Below are 23610 nucleotides of genomic sequence, written 5' to 3'. Positions count from 1 at the left end.
CCGTGGCAATGAGGCTCAACGGACAAAGGCGGTGGGCCGCGGCGGGAGTCGTGGTCGCCACCTCCGTCGCGACGTTCGGGGTGGTGCTCAGCGCACCCGCCGGCGCCGCACCCGGCTGCCGGGTGGACTACACGGCGAACAACTGGGGCGGCGGTGGTTTCGGCGGCAAGGTGAAGATCACCAACCTGGGTGACGCCCTGTCGTCGTGGACGCTGAAGTTCACGTTCCCCGGCTCCCAGAAGGTGACTCAGGGCTGGAGTGCCACCTGGTCGCAGTCCGGCGCCGACGTGACCGCGACGAGCATGTCGTGGAACGGCAATCTGGGCACCGGTGCGTCGACGGAGATCGGTTTCAACGGCAGCTACACCGGTACCAACACCGACCCGGCGTCGTTCTCGCTCAACGGTGTGGTGTGCACGGGCCAGCAACAGCCGACGACCACCACGACGACCACGACGTCCGACAACCCGAACCCGGGCAATCGTGTCGACAACCCGTATGTGGGCGCGAAGATGTACGTGAATCCGGACTGGTCGGCGAAGGCGGCGGCTGAGCCGGGTGGTAGCAGGGTGGCGAATCAGCCGACGGGGGTGTGGATCGACCGGATCGCGGCGATCACGGGCACGGTGGATTCCCGTGGTATCGAGGGGCATCTGGACGAGGCGGTGCGGCAGGCGGCGGGTGCGCCGCTGGTGATCCAGTTCGTGATCTACAACCTGCCTGGTCGTGACTGTTCGGCGCTGGCGTCCAACGGTGAGCTCAAGCCGGATGAGATCGGCCGGTACAAGACGGAGTACATCGATCCGATCGCGGCTATTTTCGCCAAGCCGGCGTACAAGGATCTGCGGATCGTGACGACGGTGGAGATCGACTCGTTGCCGAACCTGGTGACGAACGTGACGCCGCGGCCGACGGCGGTGCCGGCGTGTGATGTGATGAAGGCCAACGGCAACTACGTCACCGGTGTCGGGTACGCGCTGGCGAAGCTGGGCGCGGTGCCGAACGTGTACAACTACCTCGACATCGGTCACCACGGCTGGATCGGCTGGGACGACAACTTCGGCCCGACCGCGGAGCTGTTGTTCCAGGCGGCGAACGCCTCGGGGAGCACGAAGGCGAACGTGCACGGGTTCATCGCCAACACCGCGAACTACGGTGCGTTGAAGGAGCCGTACTTCACGATCGAGGATTCGGTGAACGGCACGTCGGTGCGGCAGTCGAAGTGGGTGGACTGGAACCGGTATGTCGATGAGCAGTCGTATGCGCAGGCGTTCCGGCAGCGTGCGGTGCAGGCGGGGTTCGATCCGGGGGTGGGCATGCTGATCGACACCAGCCGCAACGGCTGGGGCGGTGCCGCGCGCCCGGCGGGTCCTGGTCCGAAGACGAGCGTGGACGCCTACGTCAACGGTGGCAGGCTGGATCGGCGTATTCACACCGGTAACTGGTGCAACCAGGCCGGTGCCGGGCTGGGTGAGCGGCCGAAGGCGGCGCCGGCGGCGGGGATCGACGCGTATGTGTGGATGAAGCCGCCGGGCGAGTCCGACGGCGCGAGCAAGGAGATCCCGAACAACGAGGGCAAGGGCGCGGACAAGATGTGCGACCCGGCCTACACCGGCAACATCCGCAACGGCAACAACATGTCGGGCGCGCTGCCGGACGCCCCGCTGTCGGGCAAGTGGTTCTCCGCGCAGTTCCAGGAACTCATGCGCAACGCCTACCCCGCGCTGTGACGACGAGACTGCCCTGAATCGGCTCCCGCGCGAATTCCGCTCGCGCGGGAGCCGCCCGCCGCCGTCGCGGCCCGCATCCGCGACGGCGGCGCTCGGCGTTCCTGTGGACAAGGAGACCCCGTGGTCACCATCGCGGACGTGGCGCAGCACGCGGGAGTCGCCCCGAGCACCGTTTCCTACGTGCTCACGGGCAAGCGGCCGATCTCGGCCGGCACGAAGTCCAAGGTCCGGGCGAGCATCAGCTCACTGGGCTACGAGCCTCCCGTCGCCGCCAGGACGGCCGACGGAACCAGGGCCAACGTGATCGGCGTCGTGCTGCCGCTGCGCACGGGCACGTACCTGCCGCCGGTGACGCGGTTCGTCACCGGTGCCGCCACGACCGCGCGCAGGTACGGCGTGGATCTGCTGCTGATGACCGCGGAGGACGGGATGCCCGCACTGCGGCGTGTGGCGAGCAGCGCCCACGTCGACGGGTTTCTGGTGATGGACGCGGACATGGACGACGGCCGGTTGCGGCAGCTGCCCGCCCCGTCCGTCCTCATCGGACGCCCGTCGGCGACGACGGGCCTCACCTGCGTGGATCTCGACTTCGAGGCCGCGGGTGCGCAGTGCGTCGACCACCTGGCTGACCTCGGCCACCGCTCGATCGGCTTCCTGGGCGCGCCGAGCTCCGTGTACCGCCGCAGCACCGGATTCGCTCACCGGGCGATGGCGGGGTTCAACGCGGCGGCGATGCGCCGGGGTGTCGCGGCGACGGCGGTGTCCGTCGAGGACGACCGCGGCGCGGTGCTCAGGGCGATCGAGACGCTGGTGCGTGCCACCCCGTCGACGACCGCGCTGGTCGTGCACAACGAGGCGGCGCTCGGCGGCATCACCGCGTGCCTGCGTGCGGTGGGACGCGAGGTGCCCGAAGACATCGCCGTGGTCGCCATCTGCGCCGACGAGGTGGCCGAACGGATGTCGCCGCCGCTCACGTCGGTGCGGCTGCCCGCGGAGGAGCTCGGCAGGCACGCGGTGGAGCTGCTCGTGGCGGAGCTGGACGGCAGGCGGCCACCACCGCTGGTGTTGTTGCCGCCCTCGTTGTCCCGGCGCGCAAGCACACCGGACCGCCAAGGGTCCACCCCAGGTGGATGAACGGAACCTTCGTCCACCCAGGGTGGACGAAGGTTCCGTTCATCCACAACGCGGCTAGGCCTTGGCCCAGCGCTGGTTGGTGCCGCCCTGGCAGGTCGCCACGGTGACGACCGAGTTGTTGCCGGTGCCACCGGCGGTGAGGCACAGTCCTGTTTGGACGCTGGTGATGGTGCCGTTGGTGAGGTTCCAGCTCTGGTTGGCGCCGCCGTGGCAGTCCCAGATCTGCACCCTGGTGCCGGAACCCGCGTTGTTCGGCGCGTCCAGGCACTTGCCGGACACTCGCAGGGTCTGGCCGTTCTGGGTGAACTGCTGGTTGGCGTTGGTGTGGCAGTCCCAGATGATCAGCTGGGTGCCGTTGGCCGTACCCGCGCCGGTCACGTCGAGGCAGCGGCCGGACGCCTCGCCGCGCAGCCGGAACGTGGTCGGGTCGGGCGGCGGCGTGGTGGTCGTCGTCGGGCCGGGGCCACCGTCGCCGAACTGGGTGATGAACTTCCACGCCTCACCGGAGGTCCAGGTGCGCCAGCCGTCGCCGCCGGAGTCGATCGGACCAGGGGTGTGGCCGCCGTCGAACGCCGCCCAGACCACGGGATAGCCCGCGCGGCAGCCGCTGTAGTTGGTGATGATGTGGGTTCGGCTGCCCGCGGGTGGTTCCGGTGCGTTCTGGGCCGTGCAGCCGTTGTTGCGGACGAACCGATCGCGAAGGCCGCGGCCCAGGCCGATGCCGAGCACGTTGTCGCTGACGCCGTGGATGCCCATGTAGGCGATGGGGTCGTTGCCGCCGCTGCAGCCGCTGAGCTCCGCACCCGAGTAGACCACGACCGCGCGGAAGACCTTGGCGCGGGCGCAGGCGATCGCGTAGGACATGCCGCCGCCGTAGCTGAAGCCACCGGCGTAGCGCTGGCCCGTGTCGATGCAGAGACTGTTGTCGAGCAACCGGACCAGGTCGTCGATGAAGGTAAGGTCCTGGCCGCCGGGGTTGGCCCAGCCGTTGCCGTTGCCCTGCGGGGCGACGAAGATCGTGCCGTTGTTCGCCTGGTCGGACAGCCGCCGCAGGCCGTAGTAGGACCAGTTGTAGCCGTCGGTGCCGCCGGAGTCGACGTCGTTCGCGGTGCCGCCGCGCCAGTGCAGGCCGACGAACAGCCGGTACTGCCGGTTGCTGTCGTAACTCGGTGGCAGCCGCAGGATGTAGCTGCGGTTCTGGCCTCCGCTGTTGATGGTGTGCTGCCCGCTGTTCAGGGCAGGTGCCTTGCCGCATCCCGCGGTGCCCGCGGCGATGGTGACCTTGCCGTCCGGCGTCGTGCCACCGAGCGCGATGCCCGCCGCGCCCAGGAAGACCACAGCGCTGGCGGCGGCCATGGCGATCACGAACCTATGCCGGGACATGGCAGGGCCCCTTGTGCTGCTGGAACATCATTGTCCCTTCCGTTTCTCACTGGTGGGAAATCGGCGGGTGACGGCGGCCCCGCGCCCGGTGCCGCCGTCACCCCGCCTTGGTGGCAGTGCCGTGACCGCCAGCCTTTGCCCCGTCTTTCGACGGGCAGACGGGTGCATCGCGGCGCCGGCCCCCGCCCTTCATATCGGGCATATGGGGGGCGGGGGCCGGTGTCGCGAGGTGCCCTGCTGAGCGCCGGAAGACGCGGTGAAGGTTGGCGGTCACGGCACTACGCCTTGGCCCAGCGCTGGTTCGTGCCGCCCTGGCAGGTCGCCACGGTCACCGCGGCTCCGTTGTTCGTGCCGCCCGCGGTGAGGCACAGTCCTGTTTGGACGCTGGTGATGGTGCCGTTGGTGCCGAGGCTCCAGTTCTGGTTGGCGCCGCCGTGGCAGTCCCAGATCTGCACCCTGGTGCCGGAACCCGCGTTGTTCGGCACGTCCAGGCACTTGCCGGTGACCTGCAGGGCCTGACCGTTCTGGGTGAACTGCTGGTTGGCGTTGGTGTGGCAGTCCCAGACGATCATCTGCGTGCCGTTGGCCGTGCCCGCGCCGTTGACGTCGAGGCACCGGCTGGACGCCTCGCCGCGCAACCGGAAGGGGGTCGGGCCGGGGTTCGGGGGAGTCGTGTCACCGGTGAAGAACTTCCACACCTCGTTCTTCACCCAGCTGCGGGCGCCGCTCTCACAGCCCGCGCAGCCGTCCACGGGGCCCTGCTGGTGTCCGCCGTCGAAGGGTGCCCAGACCACCGGGTAGCCGGTCTTGCAGCCGGAGTAGGTGGTGGTGATGTGCGTGGCGCTGCCGGCTCGCGGCTCTGGCGCGTTCTGCGGGGTGCAGCCGTTGTTGCGGACCCACCGGTCGCGCTGGCCGCGGCCCGAGCCGATGTTGTCGTTGATGCCGTGGATGCCCATGTAGGCCACCGGGGCGGTGCCGCCCGCACAGCCGCTGATCTCGCCGGGTGAAGCGATGGCGGCGATGGCGCGGAAGACGGTCGGACGGGAGCACGCCAGCGAGATGCTCATCGCGCCGCCGTAGCTGAAGCCGAGGGAGAACCGCTGCGTGGTGTCGACGCACAGGTCGTTCTCGATCCGGCGGATCATGTCGTCGACGAAGGTGACGTCCTGACCACCGGAGTTGGCCCAGCCGTTGTCGATGCCCTGCGGCGCGACGAAGATGGTCGAGTTGTTCGCGAGCCGCCGCAGTCCGTAGTGGGCGTAGACGTCGCCGTCGCTGCCGCCGCCCGCCACCTGGTCGGCGGTGCCGCCCCACCAGTGGAAGCCGAAGACCAGCCGGTACTGCCGGTTGTTGTCGTAGTTGTCCGGGATGCTCAGGATGAACGAGCGGTTCCTGCCGCTGCTGGAGATGGTCTGGTTGCCGTTGCGCAGCGTGGGGGCCTTGCCGCAGCCCGGAGTCGCGGTGGCGCTGACCTCACCGGCTGACGTGGCGGGTGCCTGTGCGTTGGCGACGCTCGCGCCGGAGAGGATCAAAGCGGCGGCAGCGACCAGCCACCCCGCCTTGCGGAGAGTGTTTCGGTGTCCCATGGATGTTCGCGCTCTCTGTGGTGGTGAGGGGTTCCTCCGGGCGGCGGTCCGGCGATGGTGGGATCAGGAGGAGATAGAGCAGGTCTTTCCGTTGAGGGCGAACGAGTCCGGTGCGGACGTGTTGCCGGTGTGGTTGGCCTGGAAGCCGATGGTGATCGACGCGTTCGGCGCGATGTCGCCGTTGTAGTTGACGTTCCTGGCGGTCACCTGGCCGGAGGCCGGCGAGTAGGTGGCGCTCCAGCCGGAGGTGATGGTCTGCCCGCCGGGCAGCGTGAAGGTGAGCGACCACCCGCTGATCGGCGCCGAGCCGGTGTTCGTGATGGTGATGTTCGAGGTCAGCCCGGTGTTCCACGCGTTGATCGCGTCCTTGACCTGGCAGTCTCCGCCGGGCGGGTTGGACGTGGTGGTGGTGGTCGTAGTGGTGGTCGTGGGGCCACCGCCACCCGCGAACTGGGTGATGAACTTCCACGCCTCGCCGGACGTCCAGGTGCGCCAGCCGTCACCACCGGAGTCGATGGGGCCTGGCGTGTGGCCACCGTCGAACGCGGCCCACACCACCGGGAAGCCAGGTCGGCAGCCGCTGTAGTTGGTGACGATGTGCGTGCGGCTGCCTGGGGCGGGCTCCGGGGCGTTCTGCGGCGTGCACCCGTTGTTGCGCACGAACCTGTCGCGCATGCTGCGGCCCTGCGAGATGTTGAGCACGTTGTCGCTGATGCCGTGGATGCCCATGTAGGCGATGGGATCGTTGCCGCCGGTGCAGCCGCTGAGCACGCCGCCGGAGTAGACGACGACCGCGCGGAAGACGTTGGCACGGGCGCAGGCGATCGCGTACGACATGCCGCCGCCGTAGCTGAAGCCACCGGCGAAGCGCCGCGTCGTGTCGACGCACAGCCCGTTGTCGATCAGCTTGACCAGGTCGTCGATGAACGTGAGGTCCTGGTTGTTCGGGTTGGCCCAGCCGTTGTTGTTGCCCTGGGGCGCGACGAAGATCGTGCCGTTGTTCTCCGCGTCGGCGAGCTTGCGCAGCCCGTAGTACGACCAGTTGTAGCCGTCCGAGCCGCCGGAGTCGACGTCGTTGGCCGTCCCGCCCAGCCAGTGCAGCCCGACGAACAGGCGGTACTGCCTGTTGTTGTCGTAGTTGGACGGCACCCGCAGGATGTACGAGCGGTTCTGGCCGCCCGTGTTGATCGTGTGCTGACCGCTCGTCAGCGTCGGCGCCTTGCCGCATCCCGCGGTTCCCGCGGTGATTCCGGCGTGGTCGCCGGGAGTCGTGCCGCCGAGCGCGATGCCCGCGGCACCGAGGAAGACCACGGCGCTGGCGGCGGCCATGGCCATGACGGTCCTATGCCGGAACATGGCACGGTCCCTTGCGCTTGTGGAACATCGTTGTCCCCTTCGGTTCTCGTCACACTGCTTGGACCTGGAATCGCTGGTTGTCCGCGCCGGTCGGGTTCCACTGGGAGACGCGGGCACCGTCGGCGGTCGACACGCTCCAGACGTCCATCGCGAGGTTGCTCTGCCGGTTGATCAGGCTGATCACCCCGCCGCCCTGGTCGACCACCCGCCACTGCTGGCTGGTCGCGTTCGTGTCGGCCTGCTGCCTGATGTCGGCGCCGGTGCTCGAGCTCGACACCTGGAGCACCAGACCGCTGTGCCGGGCCCTGACCCGGTAGTAGCCGCCACCGGAGTCCACGAAGTCGAACTGCTGGTTGAGCCCGCCGGTCTGGGACCACTGCTGCAGCAGCGCGCCCGCCGCGGTGGAGGCACCCGCGATCTCGATCGCCTTCCCGCTGTGGCGGGCGACGAGCCGGTAGTTCACGCCGGGCCGCACCACCGGACCGGACCCCGTGCCCTGCCCGGTCGCGCGGTAGCTGTGTCCGGTTTGGACGGAGAACTCGACCACGTCCGCTTCCGGTTTCACCGGCTGGATCGCGGTGCCGGTCGTCGTGTCGCGCAGCTCGAAGGTGCCGGCGAAGATCCGGTTGCGGACGCGGACGGTGCCGTCGCGGTCCGGCGTGATGGACAGGGTGATGGCACCGTCGGCATCCCACGTCGCGCCGACCGTGTAGCCGCCGCGTCCGCGCAGGCCGCTGAAGCTGCCCGCCGGCCACGCCGGTGGCAGGGCGGGCAGCACGTGCAGCTCGCCGTTGTGGCTGTGCAGCAGCATTTCCGCGATACCCGAGGTCGCGCCGAAGTTGCCGTCGATCTGGAACGGCGGGTGCAGGTCGAACATGTTGGGCGCGAGCCGGTCCGTGGTGACCAGCGACCGGATCAGGTCGTGCGCCCTGGCACCCTCTTCCAGCCGCGCCCAGTAGTTGATCTTCCAGGCGAGCGACCACCCGGTGCCCGCGTCACCGCGCAGCTCCAGCGTCCTGCGGGCCGCGGTGTGCAGCTGCGGAGTCCCGCGCTTGGTGATCTGGTTGCTCGGGTGCAGGCCGTAGAGGTGCGAGACGTGCCGGTGGTTGGGCTCGGTCTCGACCCAGTCGTACAGCCACTCCATCACGTTGCCGCGCGAGCCGACCTTCATGGGGGCCAGCCGCTGTCTCGCCGCGCGCACCTGCGTGCGGAAGTCCGCGTCGACACCCAGCACCTCGGACGCGCTCGCGCACCCGTCGAACAGGTCCCGCAGGATCTGCATGTCCATCGTCGGGCCCGCGCAGACGCTGGCGTTCGAGTGGTGGTTGAGCTCCGGCGAGTTGGACGGGTTGGTGACGAGGTACCCGAGACTCGGCTCGGTGACGAGCGTGTCGAGGAAGAACTGCGCGCAGCCCTTGAGCGCCGGGTAGTACGTGCGCAGGAAGTCGACGTCGCCGGTGAACCGGTAGTGGTCCCAGATCATGGTGGAGAGCCACGCCCCGCCCGTCTGCCACATGCCCGCCGCCGCGAAGTCGACGACCGAGGAACCGCGCCAGGCGTCGGTGTTGTGGTGGGTGACCCAGCCGCGGGCGTTGTACTGCACCTGGGCGGTGCGCGCGCCGGTGACGGTCAGGTCGTTGATCATGCGGAACACCGGCTGGAAGCACTCGCCGATGTTGGTGGTGTCCGCGTGCCAGTAGTTCATCGGCAGGTTGGCGTTCAGCGTGTACTTCGAGTCCCACGACGGGGCCATCTGGTCGTTCCAGATGCCCTGCAGGTTCGCCGGTTGCGTGCCGGGCCGCGACGACGAGATCAGCAGGTATCTGCCGTACTGGAACAGCAGCGCGGAGAACTGCGGGTCCGGCGTGCTCGCGTGCCGGGTGATGCGGACGTCGGTCGGCTGGTCGGCCGCCGCGGTGCGCCCGAGGTCGAGCTTCACGCGGCCGAACAGCGCCTGGTAGTCGGCGACGTGGCGGGCCCGCAGCGTGTCGAAGGAGAGGCCCTGCGCGGCGTTCAGGCGGCTGCGCGCGATGCCCTGGTAGTCGCCGTTGACCGTGCGGAAGTCGACGTAACTGGTGCCGATGGAGATCAGCACGGTCACCGCGCTCGCGTTGCTCACCCGCAACGTCCCGCCCGAGCTGGTGACCGTGCCGCCCTCGGCCACTGCCCTGGCCAGGGCGAGGAACCGGACGGTGCCCGCGATACCGCGCTGGGTACCGGAGATCCCGTCCAGCGCGATCGTCGTCGCGTCCGGGCTGGACGCCGTGGTGCGCTGGGGTGAGGTGAACGAGGCGGAGAACGTGATCGAGCCCGGTGTCTCCGCAGTCAGCCGCACGACGATCACCTGGTCCGGCGCGCTGGCGAACACCTCGCGCTTGTGCCGCACGTTGTTCGCCGTGTACGTCACGACCGTCGTCGCCGTCGTGAGATCGAGCGAGCGCTGGTACCCGGACGCGGTCGCGGACGGCAGCGCCAGCCGGAGGTCGCCGACGGGCTGGTACGCGAGCTGCCCTGCGGGGTTGCCGAGCATCGTCTGGTCGATCAGCGACTGCGCCTGCGTCCACTGGTTCGAGAACACCAGCTGCCGGATCTGGGCGAGCGCTCCGGCACCCCGCGGGTTGCTGTAGTCGTGCGGGCCGCCCGCCCAGACCGTGTCCTCGTTGAGCTGCAGGCGTTCGGTGTCGGTGTTGCCGAACACCATCGCGCCGAGCCTGCCGTTGCCGATCGGCAGGGCGCGCAGCCAGTCGGATCCGGCCGGGCGGTCGTACCACAGCGAGAGGTCGCCGGCCGCCCGTACCTGCGGGGGTGCCGCGGCGACCGTCGCTGTCCACCCTGCCTGCGTCAGCACAGCTCCCGCGCCGAGCTTCATGAGCTGCCGCCGGTTCAGGTGGGACATGCTGTTCCTCCAATGGTTGTGACGGTCAGGCCACGTCGCACCGCTCGCCGTTGAGCGTGAAACCGGTGGCGGCCGCGCTGTCACCGGTGTGCGTTGCCTGGAAACCGATCGACACCGAACCGTTCGGCGGGATCTGGGCGTTGTAGTCGGCGTTGCGCGCGGTCACCTCGCCGGTGGCGGGGGAGTAGCTCGCGCTCCAGCCGCCGGTGATGGTCTGCCCGCCGGGCAGCGTGAACCGCAGCTGCCAGCCGTTCACGGCGGCGGTGGACGTGTTGGTGATGGTGATCGTCTCGGTCAGGCCGGTGTTCCAGGCGCTGACCGAAGCCGCGACCTTGCATCCGTTGGTGGGAACCGGAGTGGTGGTCGTCGTTGTCGTTGTCGTTGTCGTCGTGGTCGTGGTCGTGGTGGTGGTGGTGGGCGGCTTGTCCAGGCCGAGGAAGGCGATGGAGTAGGCGAGCATCCCCGCCATCGGCAGGCTGTGCCCGGTGCCCTGGATGCTGATGCCCTCGATCGTCGCCGTCGTACCCGTTGTGCCGTACCGGGTGCGCGTCCAGCTCGGCTGCGGCTGGTCGGTGGACAGCGGCGTCCTGCTCACCCCGTGGAGGTTGGTCCACTGGTCGAGCTCCTCGCCGAAGTTCGGGTACGCCAGCGTGGTGTCGGTCGTGCCGTGCCACAGCTGCATCCGCGGGTACCGGCCTGTGTAGCCCGGATACATGGCCCTGGCCTGGTCACCCCACTGCTGCGGGGTCTTCTGCAGGTTGCCGCTCGAGCACTGGCTGTTCCACAGCGAGCCGTTCGTCGTCGCGAAGCAGCCCGCGGGAACTCCGGAGAACGCCGAGCCCGCGCTGAAGACGTCCGGGTACTGCGCGGCCAGCACGTTGGTCATCATCGCGCCGGACGAGAAGCCGGCGACGACGATGCGTTCGGGGTCCACGTTGTAGCGCTGCCGCGCGTACGACACCATCGACATGATCCCGGTGGAGTCGCTGCCTCCGTTGCGCCGCAGGGCGTTCGGCGTGGACACGTCGAAGCAGTGGCCGTCCCTCGTGGCCTCCGGGTAGACGATCAGGTACCCGAACCGGTCGGCGGCGGTGACGTAGTCACGTCCGTTGCCGTTGTGGACGGCACTCGCGGATCCGCTGCAGTAGTGCACCATCACGAGCATCGCCGGGCGTGCCGCGAGCCGGTCGGGAGCGTAGACGTACATGTTCAGGTTGGTGGGATTGGTGCCGAAGTTCGTGACGCGCACCAGCGACGCGGCGAGAGCCTGTTGCGGTACCAGCGAAAGCGCGACGGCGGCGACCAGCAGCAGCACCGCGGCGACGAGCGCGACAATGCCGAGGCTGTCCCGATGGCGGTGGACGGTCATGACGCGGCCCCCGTGAACTGCCACCAGTTGAAGTTGAGCAGGTAGTTGCTGCCACCGGCGAATCGCAGGTAGAGGTCACGCGTGCCGGTCAGCCCGCTGACCGGGCACGAGACCGTGGTCCAGGACTGCCAGCCGCCGGTGTTGGGCACGGTGCAGCGACCGGCGAGCGGGCCGTTCGGACCCTCCGAGCGCACCTCGACCGAGCTGCCCGCGACGGTGGACGCCACACGTGCGGTGAAGGTCGTTGCGCCGGAACCGAAAGCGACGTTCTTCAGCTTGATGTAGTCGCCGTTGTTGATGTAGCCGACGTTCATCCCGCCTTCGCTGGAGGGCTCGGTCTCGATGCCGCTGCCCCACGCGATCGTCTCGGCTTCCTGGCGCACGTAGGGGTTGAGCGTGTCGGCGGCAGGTGGGCCCGCCGTGGTCATGTTGATCTGCGGAATCGTGCCGTCGGCGTGGTAGCTGAACTTCTCGACCGCGACGGACCGGGTGAAGCCGCCACCGCCGGGCAGCGCGCCGTTGTGGTAGAAGAAGTACGAGCTGCCCTTGAAGTCGATGATGCCGGCGTGGTTGGTGAAGCTGCTGCCCTGCGTGGGCATCACGGTGCCGCGGTAGGTCCACGGGCCGGTGGGGCCGGGAGCCGTGGAGTAGGCGATGAACTCCGAGCAGCACTTGGCGGCGAAGACGTTGTAGTACAGGCCGTTGCGCTTGTAGACCCAGGGCCCTTCCTCGTACAGCGTGGGCCGGTTGGGGTCGCCGGTGCGGGTGCCGAACCCCGCGGTGGTGAGCGGAATCCGGTTGATGCCGCCGGAGTAGGAGATCATGTCGGTGTTGAGGCGGACGTACGAGAGGTTCGGGTTGCCCCAGTACAGGTAGGCCTGACCGGTGTCGTCGATCATGACCGTGGGGTCGATCTCACCGTTCTCCACCAGGGGTCGGCCGAGGGCGTCGCGGAACGGGCCGGTCGGGCTGTCGGCGACGCCGACACCGATGGCCGGGCGTCCGGTGGCCTTCGTGACGACGGGGACGTACCAGTAGAACTTGCCGTTGCGCTCGATCGCCTGCCCTGCCCACGCGTCCTGCTTGGCCCAGCTGAAGGTGGCGAGGCTCATCGGCGAGCCGTGGTCGGTCCAGTTGACCATGTCGGCGGACGACCAGACCCGCCACTCCTTCATGGTGAACCAGGTGGAGTTGTCCTCGTCGTGTCCTGTGTAGAGGTAGACCCGTCCGTTGTGGACCAGCGGCGCCGGGTCCGCGGTGTAGATGTGTTGCACGATCGGGTTGTCCGCCCTCGCCGGGGCGATCACCGTCAGGACGAGGCCCGCCACCGCGGCGATGGTCGTCCAGAGCCTTCGTTTCGTGGGCATCATCGTCTCCTGCGAGGGCAGGGAGGCTCCGCGGACCGGGGTTCGGCCCGGTCCGCGGGTCCCTGGAGGGTGGTGTGCTGCGGAAGGTCAGCTCGCGGCGCAGGTCGGGTTGAGCCCCGATCCGCTGCCGGTGCCCTGGAAGCCGAACTCGGTGGACCCTCCAGCGGGCACGGAGGCGTTGTAGTCCACATTGGTCCAGTTGACGGTTCCGCTGTTGCCGCTGCGGTTGGCGCTCCACGAGTTCGTGACCGTGCCGTTCGACAGAGTCGTCGTGACCCGCCAGCCGTTCAGGGCTGAGGATCCGGCGGTGACCTTGACCGTGGCGACGAAGCCCTCTGCCCACTGGTTCAACGACACCGTGGCGGTGCAGTCACCGGGACCGGGGTTGTTGGACGTCGTGGTCGTGGTGGTCGTGGTCGTCGTCGTTGTCGTCGTGGGACCGGGGCCGGCCGCGTTCAGGGCGTTCAGCACCGACGTGTAGGCGGCCTTCTTGTTTCCGCTGCTGTCGAACAGCAGCGGAGTGCCGGAAGCACGCCACGAGTCGCTGTCGCGGATGCCCCACACGGTGATGCCGGCGCACCGGGTCACGGCGAGGCAGGCACGCGTCACGCGCTCGTAGTTGGCTGCCTGGGCGGAGCCGGAACCCTCGATGTCCAGCTCGGTGATCTGCACGTCGACGCCGAGGTTGGCGAAGTTCTGCAGGGTCGTCTGGTAGTTCGACGGCACCGGGCTCTGCGGGTTGAAGTGCGACTGGAAGCCGACGCAGTCGATCGGGACGCCGCGGGCCTTGAAGTCCTGCACCATCCGGTACACGGCCTGGGTCTTGGCGTGCGACCAGTCGTCGGTGTTGTAGTCGTTGTAGCAGAGCTTCGCGCCGGGATCGGCGGCGCGGGCGGCGCGGAACGCGGCCTCGATCCAGTCGTTGCCGGTGCGCTGGAGGTTCGAGTCGCGCCGTGCGCCGCTGCTGCCGTCGGCGAAGGCCTCGTTCACCACGTCCCAGGCGTAGATCTTGCCGCGGTAGTACGTCGCGACCTGTGTGATGTGGTTGAGCATCGCGTTGCGCAACGCGCTGCCGGACATGCTCTGCATCCAGCCGGGCTGCTGCGAGTGCCACGCCAGCGTGTGGCCACGCACCCGCTTGCCCTGGCTGCGCGCGTGGTTCACGATCCGGTCCGCGTTGCCGTAGGTGAACCGGCCCTGGCTCGGCTCGGTCGCGTCGATCTTCATCTCGTTCTCGGCCGTGACCATGTCGAACTCGCGGTTCAGGATCCCGATGTAGGTCGAGTCACCCATCCGGCCCGCGGCCACCGCCGTGCCGAAGTAGCGGCCGCTCTGCTGCGCCGCCGCTCCGAGAGTGGTCGCGGCGTTCGCGCTGCCGGCCATGATCAGGGTTGCGCCGAGTGCCGCCGCCGCGACAGTCGACACGATCGGGACAAGTGACACTGACCTCGATGTCAGTTTCATCTTCCAACTTTCGAAAACTCGCCCGGAATGCGGGCGTGATGGGCAGGGAGGACGATCCCCGCGCACGGGGTGAGATCCGGTGCGGCGGTGCCGGGAGTCTCGGTGTGCGCGGAATCGCGAAGGTGCTGAGCGCCGTCACCCGCGGCGCGGTGGCGTGCTGGCCTCGTGGCCGGAACGTCTTCGGTACCAACCAGAACTGTTCACTGCCGTCTCCCTTCACTCACGTGCGGGTGAGCGTTGTAGAGGGGCCGCGTGGGGCACGCCGTGCAGGAGTGTGGCAGCTCCGTGTTCGCGCTCACAAGAAGGCGTTGCCATTTTTGCGGGCAGATTGAGCCGAATGGAGTACGAAAAGAAGGGAGCGCTCCCAATCTGCACGAAAAATGGCCTGGACCACCTGTCCTGGAGCCCAACTCGGATGGATATTGCTAAAGTTAGCGCTAACATTTTTAGCATTTGACGGCCTGTGGAGCCCTGGCTACGTTGACCCCGAGTCGAACCCGCTCTCACAGGCGGATGCTTGCCGCCATTCATGAGAGCGCTCTCACACCCCTTACCGCACCAGCAACGACGCTGCGAGGACATGAATGAGCGCAAGCGATCCCTCGTCCCGGCCGCACCACTCACCGGGCGTTTCGACGAGCGGCAGCACGACACGGTGGAAGCCCGCGCTGGGCGCCTGCGCGGCCGTGGGCGTGCTCGTCGCCGGCACCGTCGCCCTGACCCTCAGCGGAGGAACCTCGGTCAGTGCCGCCGAGTCGGCGTTCTACGTCGACCCGGCGAGCTCGAGCGCCAGATGGGTGGCCGCCAACCCCGGTGACTCGCGGGCTCCGGTCATCCGCGACCGCATCGCCTCGGTGCCGCAGGCGCGGTGGTACACGACCACCAACACCTCGTCGGTCCGCTCGGAGGTCAGTTCGTTCGTCGGCGCGGCCGCCTCGGCCGGGAAGATCCCGATCCTGGTGGTCTACAACATCCCCAACCGCGACTGCGGTGGCGCGAGCGGTGGCGGGGCGCCGTCCCACGCGGCGTACCGGGCGTGGGTGGACGAGGTGGCGGCCGGACTCGCCGGGCGTGCCGCGACGATCGTGCTCGAACCGGACGTCCTGCCGATCATGAGCAACTGCCAGACCGCGGACCAGCAGAACCAGACCAAGGCGTCCATGGCCTACGCGGGCAAGAAGCTGAAGTCCGGTTCCTCGCGGGCCAAGGTGTACTTCGACATCGGGAACTCCGCGTGGCTGAACCCGTCGGAGGCCGCGAACAGGTTGCGCGGCGCGGACGTGTCGAACAGCGCCGACGGCATTTCGACGAACGTGTCGAACTACCGCTGGACCTCCGACGAGGTGAACTACGCCAAGAACGTGCTCAACGCCGTTGGGGACAGCCGCCTCAAGGCCGTGGTGGACACCAGCCGCAACGGCAACGGCCCGCAGGGCACCGAGTGGTGCGACCCGCCAGGACGCGCGATCGGCACCCCGAGCACGGTGAACACCGGTGACTCGAGGATCGACGCGTTCCTGTGGGTCAAGCTGCCCGGCGAGGCCGACGGCTGCATCGCGCCGGCCGGTCAGTTCGTCCCGCAACGGGCCTACGAACTGGCGATGGCGGCAGGGCCGACCACCACGACCACCACCACGACCACGACCTCGGGCGGCAACCCCGGAAGTGGCTGCCGGGCGACTCATCGCGTGACCAGCCAGTGGCAGGGCGGCTACAGCGCGGAGATCGTGATCGAGAACCGCGGGGCGGCGGTCAACGGCTGGACCTTCAAGTTCTCGGCCCCGGGCGTCACCGTCACGCAGGGCTGGAACGGGACGTGGACCGACACCGGTGACGTGGTCAGCGTCGTCAACGCGTCCTACAACGGTTCGATCCCGACCGGTGGCCAGGTAAGCATCGGGTACAACGCGAACTACAGCGGGTCGGCGCCGCCGTTCTCGTCGGCGTCGCTCAACGGCACCGCCTGCTCCTGACGGCTTTCGCGACGAGAAAACGGTTCCCCGTCCCGGCCGGGACGGGGAACCGTCGTGTGTGGACGGTCAGCCGCGCAGGCTCCACTGCTGGTTCGTCCCGCCGTGGCACGTCCAGAGCTGGACCAGCGTGCCGTTCGCGGTCCCGTTGCCGCTGGCGTCGAGACACAGCCCGGACTGCGCTCCGGTGATGCTGCCGTCGGCGCCCACGTTCCACTGCTGGTTCAGGCCGCCGTGGCAGTCCCAGAGGATCGCCGCCGTGCCGTTGCTGGTGCCCTGCCCGGAGGCGTCGAGGCACTTGCCGCCGACCGTGAGCTGCTTGGCAGCGGTGTGGTTCCAGCGCTGGTTCGCCGAACCGGTGCAGTCCCAGAGCCTCGCCTGGGTGTTGTTGTTCGTGTTGGCCACGTCGAGGCAGCGGCCGGACTGGGTGCCGACGACGGTGACGTTCTCCCTGCCACCGCCACTGCTGCCGCCCGGTCCGGCGTTCGCCATCACGGCCTGGGCTCCTGCCGGCCAGTTGCCGTTGGAGACCACGACGTTGCCGCTGACGACGTTGCCCCGGTCTCCGTTGGTGATGTTGGTGCTGCCGTTGGTCGACCAGTTGTTGGTGACCGTCCAGTTGCCCATGTTCTCGCCACCGCCGTAGTTCGCGGTGGCCCACGTGCCGGTGGCGGAGAAGACGTTGCCGGTCGCGCGGTAGTACTTGGAGCCCTCGTCGAAGTAGAGGCCGAACCACCCGTTGGTGCGCAGGCAGTAGTTGCCGCTGATCTCCGCGTTCGGGTTCCAGCCCAGCGTGTAGATGCAGCCGCCGTCGGTCATCTGCTGCATCACGTCGTGGACGTAGTTGTTGAGGAGCTTGTTGCTCGACGCCGTGGTGGGCGTCGAGTACCGGGGCTGGTAGTTGTACAGGCCGCGGCCGGCGTAGTGGTTGCTGCCGCCCGCGTCGTTGGAGCCCCAGCCGTAACCGAGGGACATCCCCGAGTACGGCATGTTGTAGACCTCGTTGTGCGCCACCGTGGCGGTGCTGACGTAGGTGCTGAGCACCGACACGTTGCCCCGGTACTCGATGCCGAGGTCGTGGATGCGGTTGTAGCTGATCGTGATGTTCCGGTTGACCATCCGCTGGTCGCTCGGGTGGTGGGCGTCGGCGCGCACACCGCCGGCCACGATGCCGCCCGCCGAGTTCTGGGCGATCTCCGACTTGGTGATCGTGATGTCGGACGCGCCCAGGCCGACGCCGCTGGCGTGCGCGTTGGCGTCGTTGCCGATGCCGATCGCCATCTGCCCGAGGTTGACGAAGCGGGAGTCGGTGAAGGTGATGCCGGACGCCGCGGAGATCTGCACGGCGGCGGGCATCTGGAACCAGTGCGGCCTGACCGCCTCGAACAACGGGCAGCCGCTCCTGCACGAGTTCAGCCGGTCGGCCGGCCAGTTCCAGTTGCCGGCGATGTAGGCGCCGGTCTGCTGGTCGGCGAAGCCCTGGTTGCTGCTCGGGCCGAGCCACGACGTGCCGGTGAAGGTGATGCCGCTGAACGTCATGTTGCGCGCGGGCGCGTCGTAGGTGCCGCCGACGCCGACGAGCGACTGCAACGTCGGCAGTTCGACGCTGACGTTGCTCATGTTCTGCCCGGCACGCGGGATGTAGTAGAGCACGCCGGTGCCGGGGTTGAGGTACCACTCGCCTGGCGCGTCGAGGAACTCGTACGCGTTCGCCAGGTAGAGCGGCCCCGCGCGGAACGGGTTGTTGAGTGCGTCGTAGCCGAACGTGTTGTTGTTCCACGCGGGTTGCTGCATCGTGATGAAGTTCCCGCTGATGCTCTGCACCGGCGAGTACCTGTCGGTGAACGAGTTGACGCTCTCCACCTCGACGCGGTTCTGGTTCGCGAGGTTGTTCAGGTAGCTCAGCGCGCTGTTCGAGAACCGCAGGCCCGACTCGGTGAAGGTGAAGTCGGACCGGTTCACCTGCGTTCGCGCGCGGGTGGCGATCACGCCGTCGACGTAGAGCTGGCGGCTGTCGAGGCCGGTGCCGACGCCGGCGCGCCATATGTTCTTGCCGGAGTCGGCGACCGTCCACCCGGTGACGGCCTTGGCGCCGCTGATGACCGGGCGAGCGCCCGCCGCGGCCTGCCACAGCACGCGATAGCCGTTCTTGCCGGAGTCCTCCGCGGTGAACCGCAGCGGCTGCGAGAGCCGGTACACCCCGCCGGCGAGCTCGACGACGATGTCTCCGGACATCGATCCGGTGCGGGACCGCACAGCGGCCTGTGCGCCCGCCAGCGAACACGGTTCGGTGGCGGTGCAGGAGGTGCCGGTGCCGGTGGGGGAGGCGTACAGGGTCGTGGTGGCGGCGGACGCCGGGGGAGCCGTGGCGATCGCGGCGGTGACCACCACCGTGGCGGCGGCGAGTGCGATTCGCCGTCGCACAGCAGGGAACGAGGACGTGGACAAGGGACCTCCTGAGGGGTGCTGAAATCGGCTTCCCGTGGCGGCGGAGGGGGCAGCTCGTGTCCTTTGTGGACTCACAGCGGAGGGGTGGCGGGGATCAACCGACGGCGATCGCGCTCGCACCCGGCAGTGCGGACCACTGCGAAACTAACTCGTATGACGTGTGACGTCAATGTTACCTATAGTGTGAGCCCGGACCAGCAGGCCGCGGCGCAACGGAGTCGAAGATGACAGCGACAGGTCGGCAGCAGGAACCGAGCCCGGGGTGGACGCGGAGGCCGGCGAGCCTCGCGTCGGCGGTGACCGCCGAGCTGGTGCAGCGCATCGTCCGCGGCACCTATCCCGCCGGCGACACGCTGCCCCCGGAGCCGGTGCTCTGCCAGACCTTCTCGGTGAGCAGGACGGTGATCCGCGAGGCGGTGAAAGTCCTGCAGGAGAAGGGTTTGGTCCAGGTGCGCCAGGGCTCCGGCACGATGGTCAACCCGCAGGTGCGGTGGAACATGCTCGACGAGCTGGTGCTCGCCGCCACGATCGCCGAGGACGAGAGCCTCTCGATCCTCGACGACCTGGTCGTGACGCGGCGGCTGCTGGAGTCCGACATGGCGCAGGTGGCGGCGCGCACCGCCGACCGGGACACGGTCGACCGGTTGCGCGCGCTCGTGGACCGGATGGACGAGCTGGTCGGCGACGTCCCCGCCTACGAGGAGCACGACCGGCTCTTCCACGACACGATCATGCAGGCGTCGGGCAACCGCATCGCCCGCGGTGTCGTGCGTTCGCTGGAGGCGCAGGCCATCACCACGGCCGGTTACCTCGGCAAGAGCAGCCGCGATCTGTGCAAGGCCTCCAACGCGGGCCATCGGCGCATCCTCGAACGCATCGCCGCGAAGGACGCGGCTGGCGCGGCGGACGCCATGTTCACCCACATCACCGACGCCTGGCTCGTGCGCCGTGGTGAGGCCGGTGATCCTGGTCGTCTGAAGCGGTGAGCGCGCGCCGGACGGTCCTTCCGCCCAGGAACGTCCGGCCTCGCAGGCATCTCGTGGAAGTCCGGCCGGACCAAGCGGCCGGAACCGCACGGCAACAGGAGGCGGATCGGCGGTGGGACGGACGCGAGTGACACTGGCCGACGTCGCGGCGGCGAGCGGAGTCTCGGTCACGACGGCGTCGCTGGTCCTGACGGGACGGGCACGGGAGCTCCGAATCTCGGCGGACGCCGAGCGGCGGGTCCGGTCGACCGCGCAGGAGCTGGGTTATCGGCGCAACACCCTGACGGCGGGCCCGCGCGCCGGACGGTCGCAGACGATCGGGTTCGTGTCCGACACGGTGGCGTCATCGGGCTGGGCGGGCGACATGGTGAAAGGTGCCGTGGACGCCGCGTACCGGCACGGGTTCATGCTGTTCGTCGGGGAGTCCGGCGGAGACCCGGTGGTCGAACGGACGCTGGTCGACGCGATGGGCGACCGGCGCGCGGACGGCGTGGTGCTCGCGTCCATGCACACCAGGACGGTCGCCGTGCCGGACGGCCTGTACGACGGCCCTGCCGTGCTGCTCAACGCCACGCCCGCCTCCCGCACGGCCGCGCCCTCGGTGCTGCCCGACGAGGTGCAGGCCGGCCGCTCGGCCGCGCGCGTCCTGGTCGAGGCCGGCCACGACCGCGGCATCCACCTGATCGGCGCGGGACCCGGGAGGTGCGACACCCCGCCGCACAGCACCGCGGCCGAGGAACGGCTCGCCGGCCTGCGCGAGGTCTTCTCCGCGGCGGGAGCCGAGGTGGCCAGCGCACGGTGGTGTCCGAAGTGGACGCCGGAGCACGGCTTCGCCGCCACGGCCGAGCTGCTGCGCACCCAGCGACCGAAGGCGTTGGTGTGCCTGAACGACCGGCTGGCGTTCGGGGCGTACCAGGCGCTCGCCGAGGCGGGCCTCTCGGTGCCGGAAGACGTGTCGGTGATCGGTTTCGAGGACCACCCCATCGCCTCGTGCATGCGGCCGCGGCTGACGACCGTCGCCCTGCCGCACTACGAGCTGGGGGCGTGGGCGGTCAAGGTGCTGGTGGAGATGGTGTTGCGGCGTGGTCGTGGTGCGCGGGGCCCGGTGGTGCACCGGGTGCCGATGCCGGTGCGTGAAGGTGGTTCGGTGGCGGCGCCGCGCGGGTGAACTCGATGTTCACGCTAACAGCGCAAGCTCTGCGGGCTGTGGCAACGTGTCGTGCCCAAAAGACCCTCGCCCATCTGTCGAATGAAAATTCGACATCGTCGATCGCCAACCCGCTAAAGTTAGCGCTCACATTTTAGCTTTGACCGTGTGTGACGGCGTCATTACATTGCTGGACGTCGACCCTGTCGCTGACCTCCCGTCAACGAAGACGCAGGGAGGACCTGGCCCTGCAACCCCAGGTCTCCCGGGAAGGCTCACCATGTCGAGCCCGCTGAAGGCCGTGTGCGCGGCGCTGATCGCCGTGCTCCTGACGGCGCCGTCCGCAGGAGCCGATGAGTCCACTGTGGACGTCAATGCTGATCCCGTGCGGGTGATGCCGCTGGGCGACTCGATCACCCAGGGCGGCTCGATCGGTGGCTATCGCCTCGACCTCGGGACGAAGCTGCGGGCCGCCGGGCGCAACGTGGACTTCGTCGGCTCGTTGTCGGACGGCCCGTCCTCCATGCCCGACCGCAACCACGAGGGCCACCCCGGCTGGACCATCGCGCAGATCGACGCGAACGTCGTGAACTGGCTGCGCACCTACACTCCGCGCACGATCCTGCTGCACATCGGCACCAACGACATGTACGGCAGCGATCCGGCGGGCGCGCCCAGGCGGCTCTCCGCGCTGGTGGACAAGATCACCAGCCAGGCGCCGTCCGCCGAGGTGTTCGTCTCGACCATCATCCCGATCCGGTTCGCCGACGCCACCGTGCGCAACTACAACTCCGCGATCGTGCCGCTCCTGCGGGCCAAGGCCGCAGCGGGCAAGCGGGTGCACGTCGTGGACATGTACCCGGCGGTGCCGATCTCCGACCTTCCCGACGGCATTCACCCGAACGCCGCCGGCTACAGCAAGATGGCCGCGGTCTGGTACGCCGCGTTGTCGTCGGTGCCCGGCAGCATCGGCGACCCGCAGCAGCCAGGCGACACCTGCACGGCGACACCGCGGGTGGCGAGCACGTGGAACGGCGGCTTCCAGGCGGAGGTCACCGTCGCCAACCCCACCGCGGCGGCGATCTCCGGCTGGACCGTCCGGTTCACCCTCCCCGGTGGCCACACCGTCACACAGATCTGGGGCGGCGTCGCCAGCGGTTCGGTCACGGTCACCAACGCCGACTACAACGGCACGATCGCCCCCAACGGCTCCGCCACCTTCGGCTTCATCGCCTCCGGCCCCGGTGCGGCGTCCATCGGCGCCGCCACGTGCTCCAGCTCGTGACCGATCCCTCCGACGACGAAGGGTGATCATGTTCTTCGCACGACTGTTCAACTCCCGGAGAGCCCGGCTCACGGCCGTGGCCGCCGTGCCGCTCGTCGCGGTGTCCGCCATGACCGCGGCGACGCTGCCTCCCGCCGCGGCGGCACCGGGGTGTTCGGTGACGTACTCCGCACCGTCGCAATGGGACGGTGGGTTCACCGCCAGTGTCAGCATCACCAACCTCGGTGACGCGATCAACGGCTGGACGCTGACCTGGAGCTTCGGTGCCGGTCAGCAGGTGAAGCAGGCGTGGAACGCCGAGGCGACGCAGTCCGGCGCCGATGTGACCGTGCGGAACGTCTCCTACAACGCGACCATTCCCACCGGCGGCAAGGTCGAGTTCGGGTTCAACGGCTCCAGCACGGGAACGGACAACCCGAACCCCACGGCGTTCACGCTGAACGGCACCCTGTGCACCGGCGACGTCGGCCCCACCACGACGACCACCACGACCACGACGACCACGGGCAACCCTCCCGCCGGCAACCTGCCGTCGAGCTTCCGGTGGTCCTCCAGCGGCGTGCTGATCAGCCCGAAGCCGGACTCCGCGCACCCCAACGTGTACTCGGTCAAGGACCCGAGCGTCGTGTACTACAACGGCAAGTACCACGTGTTCGCGTCGGTGTACACGACCGGCTACAACATCATGTACACGAGCTTCACCGACTGGTCGCAGGCCGCGTCGGCGCCGCACTACTACCTTGACCGCACGGCGGTCGGCAGCGGTTACAAGGCCGCGCCGCACGTGTTCTACTTCGCGCCACAACGCCTGTGGTACCTCGTGTACCAAACGGGATCGAACGCGTCGTACTCGACGACGACGGACATCTCGAACCCGTCGTCCTGGTCGGCGCCGAAGAACTTCTACGCCAACGGAATGCCGCAGATCATCCGCGACAACATCGGCAACGGATACTGGGTCGACTTCTGGCTGGTGTGCGACAACGCCAAGTGCTACCTGTTCTCGTCCGACGACAACGGTCACCTCTACCGGTCCGAGACGACCATGGGTCAGTTCCCCAACGGGTTCACCAACACCGTGATCGCGATGCAGGACTCGAACCGCAACCGGTTGTTCGAGGCCTCCAACGTCTACAAGGTCGCGGGGAAGAACCAGTGGCTGCTGGTGCACGAGGCGATCGGGTCGGACGGCAGGCGCTGGTTCCGCACCTGGACCGCTCCGGCGATCACCGGACCGTGGACCCCGCTGGCTGCCGAGGAGTCGAACCCGTTCGCCCGCTCGAACAACGTGACGTTCCCGAGTGGATCGTGGACGCGCGACTTCAGCCACGGCGAGATGATCCGCTCCGGCGTCGACCAGACGATGGAGATCAACCCCTGCGGGCTCCGCTTCCTCTACCAAGGCATGAACCCCAACTCCGGTGGTGACTACAACAAGTTGCCCTGGCGGCTGGGCCTGCTGACCCAGACGAACTCGACCTGCTGACCG

General features: G+C 68.7%; 15 protein-coding genes. 7 read left to right on the top strand and 8 right to left on the bottom strand.

Annotation, left to right across the window (positions count from 1 at the left end; translation table 11 throughout):
- The first annotated feature begins 8 nt into the window (after positions 1-8).
- Together IEZ09_RS26745 and IEZ09_RS26740 are read left to right on the top strand one after the other, a co-directional pair.
- Positions 9-1730 (top strand): glycoside hydrolase family 6 protein, encoded by a 1722-nt coding sequence (locus IEZ09_RS26745; protein WP_189256533.1) that lies wholly within the window; start codon positions 9-11, stop codon positions 1728-1730.
- Between the two features lie 120 nt (positions 1731-1850).
- A complete protein-coding gene (locus tag IEZ09_RS26740) occupies positions 1851-2864 on the top strand; it encodes a LacI family DNA-binding transcriptional regulator (RefSeq protein WP_189256517.1) in 1014 nt (337 codons plus the stop codon).
- A gap of 54 nt (positions 2865-2918) precedes the next feature.
- On the opposite strand, the gene IEZ09_RS26735 is transcribed toward IEZ09_RS26740, so the two are convergent.
- The 7 genes from IEZ09_RS26735 to IEZ09_RS26705 form a co-directional block, all read right to left on the bottom strand.
- The gene (locus IEZ09_RS26735) at positions 2919-4247 is read right to left on the bottom strand and encodes a ricin-type beta-trefoil lectin domain protein (protein WP_229812984.1); all 1329 of its coding nucleotides are present in this window, start codon (positions 4245-4247) and stop codon (positions 2919-2921) included.
- 278 nt (positions 4248-4525) lie between these two features.
- On the bottom strand, positions 4526-5833 hold the full coding sequence (locus IEZ09_RS26730; protein ID WP_189256516.1) for a ricin-type beta-trefoil lectin domain protein: 1308 nt from the start codon (positions 5831-5833) through the stop codon (positions 4526-4528).
- Between the two features lie 63 nt (positions 5834-5896).
- Positions 5897-7162, bottom strand: a complete 1266-nt coding sequence (locus tag IEZ09_RS26725; RefSeq protein WP_189256515.1) for a CE1 family esterase — start codon at positions 7160-7162, stop codon at positions 5897-5899.
- 76 nt (positions 7163-7238) lie between these two features.
- Positions 7239-10085: a glycosyl hydrolase family 95 catalytic domain-containing protein gene (locus IEZ09_RS26720; protein WP_189256514.1), complete on the bottom strand. Its 2847-nt coding sequence runs from the start codon at positions 10083-10085 to the stop codon at positions 7239-7241.
- Positions 10086-10110: 25 nt separating this feature from the next.
- Positions 10111-11478, bottom strand: a complete 1368-nt coding sequence (locus tag IEZ09_RS26715; protein WP_229812983.1) for an extracellular catalytic domain type 1 short-chain-length polyhydroxyalkanoate depolymerase — start codon at positions 11476-11478, stop codon at positions 10111-10113.
- Positions 11451-12821 (bottom strand): glycoside hydrolase family 43 protein, encoded by a 1371-nt coding sequence (locus tag IEZ09_RS26710; protein WP_189256513.1) that lies wholly within the window; start codon positions 12819-12821, stop codon positions 11451-11453. Before IEZ09_RS26710 ends, IEZ09_RS26715 begins: the two co-directional genes overlap by 28 nt.
- A gap of 87 nt (positions 12822-12908) precedes the next feature.
- A complete protein-coding gene (locus IEZ09_RS26705) occupies positions 12909-14285 on the bottom strand; it encodes a glycoside hydrolase family 10 protein (protein WP_189256512.1) in 1377 nt (458 codons plus the stop codon).
- 584 nt (positions 14286-14869) lie between these two features.
- On the opposite strand from IEZ09_RS26705, the gene IEZ09_RS26700 reads away from it, so the two are divergent.
- Positions 14870-16258, top strand: a complete 1389-nt coding sequence (locus IEZ09_RS26700; RefSeq protein WP_189256511.1) for a glycoside hydrolase family 6 protein — start codon at positions 14870-14872, stop codon at positions 16256-16258.
- A gap of 66 nt (positions 16259-16324) precedes the next feature.
- On the opposite strand, the gene IEZ09_RS26695 is transcribed toward IEZ09_RS26700, so the two are convergent.
- A complete protein-coding gene (locus IEZ09_RS26695; RefSeq protein WP_229812982.1) occupies positions 16325-18679 on the bottom strand; it encodes a ricin-type beta-trefoil lectin domain protein in 2355 nt (784 codons plus the stop codon).
- A 248-nt stretch (positions 18680-18927) separates the two neighbouring features.
- On the opposite strand from IEZ09_RS26695, the gene IEZ09_RS26690 reads away from it, so the two are divergent.
- The 4 genes from IEZ09_RS26690 to IEZ09_RS26675 all read left to right on the top strand — a co-directional run bounded on the left by IEZ09_RS26690 (position 18928) and on the right by IEZ09_RS26675 (position 23607).
- Complete coding sequence (locus tag IEZ09_RS26690) at positions 18928-19689, top strand: FadR/GntR family transcriptional regulator (protein WP_189256510.1); 762 nt, start codon at positions 18928-18930, stop codon at positions 19687-19689.
- A 112-nt stretch (positions 19690-19801) separates the two neighbouring features.
- Entirely contained in the window at positions 19802-20857 is a 1056-nt protein-coding gene (locus tag IEZ09_RS26685; protein WP_189256509.1) for a LacI family DNA-binding transcriptional regulator, read from the top strand.
- 259 nt (positions 20858-21116) lie between these two features.
- Positions 21117-22121 (top strand): cellulose binding domain-containing protein, encoded by a 1005-nt coding sequence (locus IEZ09_RS26680; RefSeq protein WP_189256508.1) that lies wholly within the window; start codon positions 21117-21119, stop codon positions 22119-22121.
- A gap of 28 nt (positions 22122-22149) precedes the next feature.
- A complete protein-coding gene (locus tag IEZ09_RS26675; protein WP_189256507.1) occupies positions 22150-23607 on the top strand; it encodes a glycoside hydrolase family 62 protein in 1458 nt (485 codons plus the stop codon).
- The last annotated feature ends 3 nt before the right edge of the window (positions 23608-23610 follow it).

The organism is Lentzea flava (genome assembly GCF_014648475.1).
GTDB classification, from domain to species: Bacteria; Actinomycetota; Actinomycetes; order Mycobacteriales; family Pseudonocardiaceae; genus Lentzea; species Lentzea flava.
This window is presented reverse-complemented; position numbering and strand designations above follow the sequence as displayed.